General features: G+C 56.3%; 7 protein-coding genes and 1 CRISPR repeat array. Of the genes, 2 read left to right on the forward strand and 5 right to left on the reverse strand.

Annotation, left to right across the window (positions count from 1 at the left end; genetic code table 11):
• Positions 1-52: 52 nt before the first annotated feature.
• Positions 53-757, reverse strand: a complete 705-nt coding sequence (locus tag D8896_RS18355) for a helix-turn-helix domain-containing protein (RefSeq protein ID WP_162991649.1) — start codon at positions 755-757, stop codon at positions 53-55.
• A 103-nt stretch (positions 758-860) separates the two neighbouring features.
• Here D8896_RS18355 and D8896_RS18360 point away from each other — a divergent pair, with 103 nt between their 5' ends.
• Entirely contained in the window at positions 861-1496 is a 636-nt protein-coding gene (locus D8896_RS18360) for an IS6 family transposase (protein WP_121823568.1), read from the forward strand.
• Between the two features lie 603 nt (positions 1497-2099).
• Here D8896_RS18360 and D8896_RS18365 read toward each other — a convergent pair.
• Positions 2100-3092, reverse strand: coding sequence for a Cdc6/Cdc18 family protein (locus D8896_RS18365; RefSeq protein ID WP_162991650.1), 993 nt, complete (start codon positions 3090-3092; stop codon positions 2100-2102).
• Positions 3093-3411: 319 nt separating this feature from the next.
• Here D8896_RS18365 and D8896_RS18370 point away from each other — a divergent pair, with 319 nt between their 5' ends.
• A complete protein-coding gene (locus tag D8896_RS18370) occupies positions 3412-4668 on the forward strand; it encodes an RNA-guided endonuclease InsQ/TnpB family protein (RefSeq protein WP_121823607.1) in 1257 nt (418 codons plus the stop codon).
• A gap of 71 nt (positions 4669-4739) precedes the next feature.
• On the opposite strand, the gene D8896_RS18375 is transcribed toward D8896_RS18370, so the two are convergent.
• From D8896_RS18375 to csa3, 3 genes are all read right to left on the reverse strand, one after another.
• Entirely contained in the window at positions 4740-4994 is a 255-nt protein-coding gene (locus D8896_RS18375; RefSeq protein ID WP_121823570.1) for a hypothetical protein, read from the reverse strand.
• Entirely contained in the window at positions 4987-5712 is a 726-nt protein-coding gene (locus tag D8896_RS18380) for a nucleotidyltransferase domain-containing protein (protein ID WP_121823571.1), read from the reverse strand. The genes D8896_RS18375 and D8896_RS18380 overlap by 8 nt, the downstream gene beginning before the upstream one ends.
• 616 nt (positions 5713-6328) lie before the next feature.
• Positions 6329-9948: direct repeats of the CRISPR family, unit length 37 nt; unit sequence GTTTCAATGCCGTCTCGGCTTTTCTGGCTTCTGCGAC.
• 128 nt (positions 9949-10076) lie between these two features.
• The gene (gene csa3 / locus D8896_RS18385) at positions 10077-10724 is read right to left on the reverse strand and encodes a CRISPR-associated CARF protein Csa3 (protein ID WP_121823572.1); all 648 of its coding nucleotides are present in this window, start codon (positions 10722-10724) and stop codon (positions 10077-10079) included.
• Positions 10725-10805 lie beyond the last annotated feature (81 nt).

A 10805-nucleotide genomic window follows, 5' to 3' on the forward strand; every position in this document is an offset into this window, starting at 1 on the left:
CCTTAGCGGGTCAGGCGGAACCTCTCTCTGGAAATTCAGTACCTTCACACTATCAGGGATCCATTATTTTTGACTCAGCTTTTCGAAGATGCTCTAGAAAAGTCGTCTTCGACACAGAAAACTCCGAACACATATCTCGGACCGTCGTCTCACGCGGCCATTCGTAATATCCGGCTTGCCGTGCAAAGCTGACTACTTCCTGTTGTTTCGGAGAAAGATTATACTGGATCGGTAAAGGGCCGTGGCTCAACTGTTGGTTACCGGAAATGATCTGGTTGACGGTGATCTCAGCATCAACCTGGTCACGGATCCTATCCAACCGGGCTTCGATTTCGTCTCTGGATTCTTCAATAAATACTGGCCATCGTTCGCCGGTTCCCTGTACGTGAACAGGACTATGATTGATGAATCCCTCTGATATCAACGCGTCTCCGACGCTGTGGCCTGTGTCGTAATCAACGATGATATCCGTCGAAGGGATCCCAAACAGCGACTCGTATTCCAGTTGCTGGCTCGGTAGAATATTCACTGATTGAGTGTACGGTGACTGTTCGACGGAATCTATGAACGACTCAATTTCGTCCGTTTTCTTGTCGAATACCGTAAAGTGCCCTTTTGCAGTACCGTCGGAGATCCGGTGAACACGGTGCATGAGCATTTCTGCGGCTGTTTTGTCGGCAGCATCGATGCCCCAGCAATCCTCATGCCAGACCTGAAGCAAAGCACGGTTACATGACTCTACTGATGCACGGCTCATGATGACAATTAACGAGTCTATCACGATATAAGTATACTGGTCCACCTGACGGCGGTGTTCAGATAAGGCTGAAGGATGAGGCAGTGCGTTTTCTGAGTGCTCTATGCCCGAAAACGACCGCCTCAACGGGTGTTTAGACGATATCAACTTAGAGTTTGTTGAACGAGAAGCGACACCACGACTGCTAATGAAGCTCAGTATTCAGCTGCATCTCGCTGGCTTATCCCTTTCGAATACTGTTTCTGTTCTTGATATATTTGATGTCGAACGGGCACGTTCAACCGTTCACGACTGGGTTCACAAAGCCGATCTACAGCCCGAAGATGGACACAGCCCGGATCACGTCGCAGTTGACGAGACCGTGATCCGACTTAATGACGAGCAATACTGGCTGTACGCCGCAGTCGATCCCAAAACCAACGAATTACTCCATACAACGCTTGAGCCAACCACAAACAAAATGATCGCTCACTCGTTCTTCAGGAAGCTACGCGAGAAACACGACGTTGACGACGCCGTGTTTCTCATCGATGGCTCACTCTCGCTGAAAGACGCCTGTTCACGACACGGCCTCGATTTCCGATACGAAAAACATGGAAATCGGAACAGTGTCGAACGTGTCTTTCGGGAAGTAAAACGACGAACCTCTTCGTTTTCAAACTGTTTTAGCAATGCCGACGCAGACACAGCTGACGACTGGCTCAAATCGTTCAGCTTCGCATGGAATCAGCTAATCTGAACACTACCGTGATTCAGGGGGCATCGCTTTTCAACATACACGAAATTAGTTTCTTAAAGATGTTGTTACAGTGTCAACACAGCCTGATCGAAAAGTGCGCCCATCTATCTAACAGAGGATTCAACGAAGGATAGCTGGAACGTGTCGGAGACTCCGTCGTTTTCCGACAGTGGTCGATACAGGGAAAGCACCTATCGCTCAGCATAAGCAGAGAGACTATCCATTCGTGCCCTGAACGGCCAACACGAATGACCTCAGACGAACCGTCTGTTCACACTGCTCGCAGTTTCGGACCGATACGGATTGTGCCGGCATCAGTCGGTTTGCAACTACTCGGGGTCATACTGGTGTTCATCGGATTTGGTGTTTCATTCCCTGCCGTTTACAGTATCTCAAGTACTGCGATGATTCTCTATGTTGCTCTCGGCAGCATCTTTGTCCTCAGCGGCTTGTACCTCAGTGGAGTTCGCCTTCGATAAGGCCTTTTTATTTCTCAAACCAGCAGAACGATAGCACCAGACGCCGGCGACGGTACTTGCTAGTTGATGCTGCTGCAGTATGTCTCGAGCTGCTTGTTCTGCGATACTTCCTCTGATGCTGAACTCACCTGTCCGAGTCCAGCGACGCCGTTAGATACCGCTTCGTCTGACTCGCGCCCCGTTCAGCCAGAATATCGTACTGCACAAGCTTCCCCAGATGCGTTCGCACCGTGCGGTCCGTCTTCGGATTCTCCGCACGCTCGCAGTATTCCTCATACAGGTCCCGGGGTGGGATGGGTTCGTTCGCCTTGACGATTTCGTACAGCGTCCACTGGAAGTCGGTCAGCCGGTCCATGTGTTCCGACCGGAGCGCGTTGTGTGCTTCGCCGAGAGCCGCCTCGATCATGTCGTCGGTGATCTCAACCGGGCCGTTCTCGGCGCGTGCGTTCTCAACTACGATCCGGAGCATGGAGATAGCGATTCGGGCATCACCATCCGCAACCCTTCCCACGCGTTCGAGCTGGCGTTCGGACACTGCATGGCCCAGCTGCAGCTGGTCGATGCGCTTCCGCAGAATCGACGCCAGCTGGGTCACGCTGTAGCTGTCGAGCTCGATACGGTGGCCGATGCCCACGCGTGACCGCGTTCTCGAATCCATTCCCGCGAACAGCCCTTCGGCCTGATTCGCGATACAGACGAGCGACACCGCAGGCAACTCCTGAAGATCGTAGAGGACGCGCTTGTCCTCCAGCTGGTCGACTTCGTCGAGGATGACGAGACACGGGTGGTCCACCTTCTCGCGAACGGTTGTCAGCCACTCGCTCCGGGGCGTTGACTGGCGGTGGATCGCGGCTCCGTGGAGCAGTTGGGTGGCGACACTGTACTGGAGCCCCGTACGTTCGTACGTTTCCCAGCAGTTGACGTACGCGTCACCGATGTCAGCTTCCTGCTTGAGTTCCCTGACTGCGATGCGTGCGGCCATTGTCTTGCCGACCCCACTCGGGCCGAACAGGAACAGGTTCGGTGGCGTTCGCCCATCGAGAGCGGGTGCGAGCGCGTTGGTAATCTGCGTGAGTTCGTCCGCCCGGTGAACGACAAGATCACGCTCGGGGACCATCTCGTGCGACAGGACATCATGTCGGAGCATGGGTGATCCTCTCCGATGGTGTTCAAAAAGCGAACTGGGGCCGTTTCCCGGTTTCCGGTCTCACCAATCGAACTCATGATAGAGATACGAGCGCATACCCCCGCCTTTCCGTGAGTGACGAGGTTCCGACACTCTATCGGAACCGAGGAGCGAACAGGCGGGGGTCGAGCGGACAACATAGTGTGACAATCCACTATTCTATTGCAGTGGGGATTTCCCACAGTTTAACTTCCACTCTGGATGGCTGAGGTATATGCCTCTCACAACTAAAACGTGGAATACGGCGACGATGGGAGTGGTCACAAAAACCCTCGAGCTGAAGCTTGTGGACCCGAACGTCCACAAGCGACAGAAACTTCGTGAAACGCGGGACGCATATCACCAGGCGCTTCGGGCCGCCTTCAACGCTGGCTGTGAGACACAGTCAGCGGCCAACGACGTGGTTATTGAGTATGACCTGAGCGGCTACGCCAAAAACGCCCTCAAGAAGTACGTTCCACAACTTCACAACAGCTACGACGCTGACGAACTTCACGACGACCACCCGGTGCGGTTCACCAACGAGGGACTGCAACTTGACCACCAGCCACAGAACGCTATCGAGTGGTACATCAAAATCCCACACCACGAGGATTACCACCTCTGGATACCGGCACGCGCTAATCCCGAACAGCGGGAGTGGCTCGAAGCGGTGTACGTAGACGACGCCGAAATGGGTGAAAGTCGGCTGTTCGAGCGAGACGAAACGTGGTATCTCCACGTCACCGCTACCCGCAACGTGGAGGACGAATCTGAAGCATCCTCCGACGAGCGGACGCCGATAGGCGTGGACATTGGAGAAGCGAGTCTCGTTACGGTGTGTCACCGCGACGAGCACGGTTCTCCGGTTCGCCCCCAACTATGGGCCGACGACGGCAAGGCCGTTCGTCGGCTCCGTAAAACCTACTCCACCGCCAAGAGACGCCTTCAGCAGCGTGGCAGTGAGCGAATCGCAGAGTCCTACGGTGAATCGCTGTGGGACCAGATTGACGACGTGTTTCACCGTGTGACCCGTGAGGTCGTGGAGTACGCCGGGTCTGTCGAGAACCCAGTGCTGGTGCTGGAAGACCTGACGTACATCCGTGAGAACATGGACTGCGGCGCGTACATGAACCGACGGTTGCACGGGTGGGGCTTTGCGAAACTCCACGCACAGATTCGCTACAAAGCCGCCGAGAAGGGGATTCCCGTCGAGACGGTGAATCCCCGGAACACATCGAAAGCGTGCCACACCTGCGGTGAACACGGCTCCCGACCACGACAGGCGACGTTCAGATGCTCGAACGACGGTTGTTGGGTCGGTGAGTATCAGGCCGACGTGAACGGGGCGATAAACATTGCAGACCGCTACCGTAGTGGAGAGAGTCACCACCAAAGCGACCGGGCTTCCCGGCAGAAGGCCGGTGACGATGACTCGGCTACGGATGGGGCCTCTTTGACCGGGCCACAAGACAGCCACGCCGATGCTGAAACCCAGCAGACGACGCGTGGAACGTATGCGTCTTGAAACCAACAGGCCGCTACACCCGGCCTGAAATCCCGTGGCGAGATTCCTCCGCGTTCACGCGGAGGAGGAGGTCAATCCGCAACCCCTGAGTCGACTACATAGAACTGAATGGTTCGTTCGATTGCTGCAAACGAGCCTTCGACCACGAGTGTGTAGTGACGGTCGATATCCCGGAGTGCGCGGATACCGTCTAGGATTCGGCAGGCTTTCCGGAGCTGGAGAAGTGCACCTTCCTCGACGTCCAGTCCCGGTTCGATATCGCCGCGACGATTGAACTGGTGGATTACCTTGCTCAACTGCTCGCTGCATGGGTCGTCGTCATTCATCAGTAACGTCCTCCTTGCCCTGCAGGACTACGTCCTTAACCTCCTGCAAGCGTTCCGAATCAACGATCACGATGCCCTCGGTCAGTATTTCGGAGACGTCCTCAGCGTAGCTTCCCGCCGTGTCAACAGCTTCAACGAGTACCTCGAAATTGTATCGCTCTTCGCGGGGCTGGGGTTCAGTTGCTCGCTGTACGGGAAACCGTTCTTCCTCCAGCTCGCTTCCGATTCCCGTTGCAGTTCGCCGTGCCTGGAGGAGTTGGTCACTGTCCTCGACGAGGATCCAGATATCGATGTCGGACCGACGATCCGCCTCGCCCCGAGCGACACTTCCGAATACAAGCAACGCGGAGAAGCCTGGAACTTCGTCCCGTGCCCGTTCGACGAACGTCCGGATCGGGGTTCGAAACTCGTCCTGCGGTATGGAGAAGTACGGGTCCTCGGGAATTGTAACCTGCTCCCGGTTTAAACTGACATCCTTGCTGCGGCCGCCAGTATCCACCCGAACGAGACTGAGTTGCGCGAGTAATTCCACGGCCCGCGTTGTTGTCTTCGTTCCGTTGTCGGTCAGTTCTCGGAGTTGTCGGACGGTGAGCTCCCTGAATGGATTTCGAATCAGCAACACGAGAATGTCCTCCATTGCCCGGTAGCGGAATACTTGCTCTTCCCCGAAGGGGAATGGCACGTTGAGTATAGTTTGTTGGTCACTCTTGGTGTTCATGGACACTCATGGTGTCCAATAGTGCAAAAGTATTACGCTGGGTCACAGCGGCCATCGTCATCGGACGACTCAGCTATCGGTGAAATCGAGACGTTCTCCAAATCAAATTAGTAACAGTTCGATTCTACTGAAGATAGGCGTGATATCACGCACCCGTTTTGGCAGTGGTTGAAGGGTTCAGACAGCCCCTCCAGTGGCAGTCTTAACCAACAGAAGCCGGGATTGGTGGACTGTGTTGGTTAACGTGAACCAGAACAGTGGTTGAGTGAGTTCATGGGCCACCACAACATATCACGATATACCCGGCCGACAGGCGATCACACCATTTTTCAATGCCGTCTGGGCTTTTCTGGCTGCTGCGACACACCGCCGAAAACAGCGCCCACGCAGGATCCCAGTTTCGATGCCTATTGGGCTTTGCTGCCTTCTGTGACCACGAGCGGGATGCCTTCGGGAATCTCGCGTGTGCTGTTTCAATGCCTTTTGGGCTTTGCTGGCTTCTAAGACGGGGACATCGGACTGGCAGCTCCTCGATCTCGACATGTTTCAATGCCGTAGTGGCTTTGCTGAGTCCTGAGACCGCTGGCGGCGACGGCCGGAGCGACTACAGCCAACTGTTTCAATGCCGTAGTGGCTTTGCTGGCTTCTGCGATATCATACCCCGGGCACCGGAGTGTCATCTCCGTCTCGTTTCAATGCCTTTTGGGCTTTGCTGGCTTCTGCGGCGCGCTAACATCCGACCCTGATACCCGGGGTTCTTGTTTCAATTCCTAATGGGCTTTACTGGCTTCTGCGACCGCGGGTTCGAACCAGTCGGGCGACCCGCACTTGGGAGTTTCAATGCCTTTTGGGCTTTGCTGGCTTCTGCGACATTCTCAGGCTGTGCATCCCGGTTGAAGATTTCGTTTCAATGCCGTCTGGGCTTTGCTGGCTTCTGCGACAGCGGCCAGAAGAACCAGCCGGCCGTGCCGAGGATCGGTTTCAATGCCGTTTGGGCTTTGCTGGCTTCTGCGACGCGAGGGGGCTGAAGGTCTTGCCTTTGCAGGCCATGTTGTTTCAATGCCGTTTGGGCTTTGCTGGCTTCTGCGACTTGCCGCAACGATGTTTAGACGGTTCAGAGCCGCCGTGTTTCAATGCCGTCTCGGCTTTTCTGGCTTCTGCGACCTATCACGAAAGCAGTACGTGCCGGCGGTTGCATAAGTTTCAATGCCGTCTCGGCTTTTCTGGCTTCTGCGACATGATCTGGGCGGCCATCAAAGGCGGGGCGTCGTGGCAGTTTCAATGCCGTCTCGGCTTTTCTGGCTTCTGCGACGCTGGGACAGCGCAGACTGCGGTATATACGCAGCATGTTTCAATGCCGTCTCGGCTTTTCTGGCTTCTGCGACCTACACCGACGTGTTCGACGAGGCGATCCCCGACGAGTTTCAATGCCGTCTCGGCTTTTCTGGCTTCTGCGACCGCGCTCGGGAGAAACTCCCCGGGCTGGTGCGCCAAGTTTCAATGCCGTCTCGGCTTTTCTGGCTTCTGCGACCACTCCCCGTCGTGGGGGTGGTGGGTGTCGCAAGTCGTTTCAATGCCGTCTCGGCTTTTCTGGCTTCTGCGACTCGTCGAGATCGAGGCCGTGGACAGCCCCGAGCCGGGGTTTCAATGCCGTCTCGGCTTTTCTGGCTTCTGCGACCCGCGGGCGTGCCGGCCGTCGCCATATGCACGCCGCGTTTCAATGCCGTCTCGGCTTTTCTGGCTTCTGCGACGTAGGCGCGCCGGAGGTATTTTTCGGCATACGAGTTTCAATGCCGTCTCGGCTTTTCTGGCTTCTGCGACGTCGGACCTGAATACGGACCCGTGGCAAATGTACGAGTTTCAATGCCGTCTCGGCTTTTCTGGCTTCTGCGACCCGCCAGCCATGCGGGGATGATGTCGATGGTGGAGTTTCAATGCCGTCTCGGCTTTTTTGGCTTCTGCGACACGTACACGTCGGTGCCGTCGCCCCGCGGGAAGATGAAGTTTCAATGCCGTCTCGGCTTTTCTGGCTTCTGCGACCGTCCTCCGGCCACGCGTCCACGTTCCAGTCGACATAGTTTCAATGCCGTCTCGGCTTTTCTGGCTTCTGCGACATGGCTCGTCGAGACCAACGCCGACGGCGCGACCGTGTTTCAATGCCGTCTCGGCTTTTCTGGCTTCTGCGACTTGGCGCTGTCGGGGTCGCCGATCGCGCCGTCGCCGTCGTTTCAATGCCGTCTCGGCTTTTCTGGCTTCTGCGACCGGGCGTCATCTGGGCTTTCTGGGCGTGGTTCTTGTTTCAATGCCGTCTCGGCTTTTCTGGCTTCTGCGACCCTGTACGACGGCAGCGACGGGTGGTATATGGAACAGTTTCAATGCCGTCTCGGCTTTTCTGGCTTCTGCGACTGAACGCCCCGGCAGGGAGCCGGGACGGTTCGAGCGGTTTCAATGCCGTCTCGGCTTTTCTGGCTTCTGCGACAACATCCGCCAGCTGGTTAACGCTCGGGCAATCGAGTTTCAATGCCGTCTCGGCTTTTCTGGCTTCTGCGACGCGCCGCGACGCTCGCCCGGAGCGCGCCCGATGCGGTGTTTCAATGCCGTCTCGGCTTTTCTGGCTTCTGCGACCGCCGCCACCGCCGCCGTACAGTCCACCACCACCGCCGGTTTCAATGCCGTCTCGGCTTTTCTGGCTTCTGCGACCGTGCTATCTCGGCCGGATCCCCGCCGCCGTTGTCCGTTTCAATGCCGTCTCGGCTTTTCTGGCTTCTGCGACATTGGCATGGACGAGTCAGTGGACATGCCGCAGCTGGGTTTCAATGCCGTCTCGGCTTTTCTGGCTTCTGCGACCAGCGACCCCAGAGACAATCAGGAGAACGGAACCGTTTCAATGCCGTCTCGGCTTTTCTGGCTTCTGCGACGATTGCGAACTCATAGTGCTCTCACTCTCTCGGGAGGTTTCAATGCCGTCTCGGCTTTTCTGGCTTCTGCGACTCAGTTCTTCTTCGTCAGTCATGGGCTTGATTGATTGTTTCAATGCCGTCTCGGCTTTTCTGGCTTCTGCGACCTGGACCTCTCCGACATCGAAGACTGACGACTCCGGCTGTTTCAATGCCGTCTCGGCTTTTCTGGCTTCTGCGACGTGGCGTTACGTGTCCGCGTGGGACGATCGTTCATACAGTTTCAATGCCGTCTCGGCTTTTCTGGCTTCTGCGACGTCCCAGACCATGCACGCCCCGCTTTTCACCGCCGTTTCAATGCCGTCTCGGCTTTTCTGGCTTCTGCGACCATTTCGGTCGGTCCGTCGTAGCTCTGACTCATGTTTGTTTCAATGCCGTCTCGGCTTTTCTGGCTTCTGCGACGGATACCTCGTCGGTCGGTTGGCCGCCGTCCGTCATGTTTCAATGCCGTCTCGGCTTTTCTGGCTTCTGCGACCTCTGGGTCCACCTGTTCCCGCAGTACAGCGACGGGTTTCAATGCCGTCTCGGCTTTTCTGGCTTCTGCGACGAGCCTGCGTGCGCCATCCAGAGCGACGCCAACCTGTTTCAATGCCGTCTCGGCTTTTCTGGCTTCTGCGACGCGTCAGTATTCGCACTGTGGATATTCGCCACACGAACCGTTTCAATGCCGTCTCGGCTTTTCTGGCTTCTGCGACCTGGAAGACCTCCCGATCGGCCTCAATGCCGAACTGTGTTTCAATGCCGTCTCGGCTTTTCTGGCTTCTGCGACTGGACGGTCCGCTTGAGGTCCCCGGATTCGATCGTCTGTTTCAATGCCGTCTCGGCTTTTCTGGCTTCTGCGACTCACGCTCCCGTCGCGTCCCCGCACCTCAAGCGTGTCGTTTCAATGCCGTCTCGGCTTTTCTGGCTTCTGCGACGCGCGAGATACACACACGCGCCGCGTCGCGTGGTTTCAATGCCGTCTCGGCTTTTCTGGCTTCTGCGACGGTTGACGTGTCCGATCCCGCCGAAGATGGTGACTTGTTTCAATGCCGTCTCGGCTTTTCTGGCTTCTGCGACGTAATACGTCGTGGGACGGCTTCGACGACGTGGTACAGTTTCAATGCCGTCTCGGCTTTTCTGGCTTCTGCGACCTGCCGTTTTGTCGACGAGCCGATGCCGGACTGTTTGTTTCAATGCCGTCTCGGCTTTTCTGGCTTCTGCGACGCTGCAGGACTACCCGGAGCTGGCGCACAAAAGCGTGTTTCAATGCCGTCTCGGCTTTTCTGGCTTCTGCGACAGGGGGTGAAAATCACGGGATAGAGGCAATAAAGCTTGTTACTGGCTTGGCTCAGTACCCACGTTTCGTCGACCGGGGCTGTACAGAGATACTAAAAAGGTCCACGAAGACTGGCCGGGCTGGGACGATTATTCCACTTGCTGTAGCAATAGCTCACCGGTGAGCGTCAGCTCTACGAGCTTGGTCTTCCCGGTATGTTCGGTGTCGACGGCATCAACCACGGCCAACTGGTCGACGTGTCGCCCAACAGTGCTCTTGGCCACTGAACTCTCATCTGCCAACTCGGAAATCGAAACAGGCTGGTCAACAGTTGCGAGAAGGCGCAACGTTTCCAGCGATTTCTCCGGTGGACTTGCCGTGATATTCGGTAGCGACCACTCCTCGAACGAGCGATCCAGGTCGCTGAAAAAGAGGACTGTATCGACACAGTCCCGGTGAACCAGCGTTGCGATGGTCAACGGAAGGAGCACATCGCGGGCTCCGCCACCAAGATTGACGATAACGGTACCTTCGGCAGCCTGAATGAGATCACAGCAGGCCAGAATACTATTCTCGATACTACTCACTGGAACGTCTTCCTGCAGAAACGAGACGGAAGGTTCGATCGTATTGACGAACTGTTCGACGCCAGTGAGTGCTTCCGACGCACGCTCATTGTCCGTGCTCTCTGCTGGCCGAACCACGATGACCTCGTCTCCTTCGTCGATCCCGTGTTTCAGGATCGGTCGTGTCACCCGGGCTTCGTCGAAGCCAAGCGTTGAGAGGTACGTCCGCATTGCTGATCTGTGCCGTCCCCACAGGAATAATACCACCGTTGCATCTGACTGCAACTACTGCGCCCGAATGCGACTATTGTC

It is taken from the genome of Halostella salina, from assembly GCF_003675855.1.
Taxonomy (GTDB): Archaea; Halobacteriota; Halobacteria; order Halobacteriales; family Natronoarchaeaceae; genus Halostella; species Halostella salina.

Excerpts from the sequence above, each read along its gene's own strand:
- D8896_RS18355 (WP_162991649.1), bottom strand. The coding sequence starts at position 757 with ATGAGCCGTGCATCAGTAGAGTCATGTAACCGTGCTTTGCTTCAGGTC.
- D8896_RS18360 (WP_121823568.1), top strand. The coding sequence starts at position 861 with ATGCCCGAAAACGACCGCCTCAACGGGTGTTTAGACGATATCAACTTA.
- D8896_RS18365 (WP_162991650.1), bottom strand. The coding sequence starts at position 3,092 with ATGGTCCCCGAGCGTGATCTTGTCGTTCACCGGGCGGACGAACTCACG.
- D8896_RS18370 (WP_121823607.1), top strand. The coding sequence starts at position 3,412 with ATGGGAGTGGTCACAAAAACCCTCGAGCTGAAGCTTGTGGACCCGAAC.
- D8896_RS18375 (WP_121823570.1), bottom strand. The coding sequence starts at position 4,994 with ATGAATGACGACGACCCATGCAGCGAGCAGTTGAGCAAGGTAATCCAC.
- D8896_RS18380 (WP_121823571.1), bottom strand. The coding sequence starts at position 5,712 with ATGAACACCAAGAGTGACCAACAAACTATACTCAACGTGCCATTCCCC.
- csa3 (WP_121823572.1), bottom strand. The coding sequence starts at position 10,724 with ATGCGGACGTACCTCTCAACGCTTGGCTTCGACGAAGCCCGGGTGACA.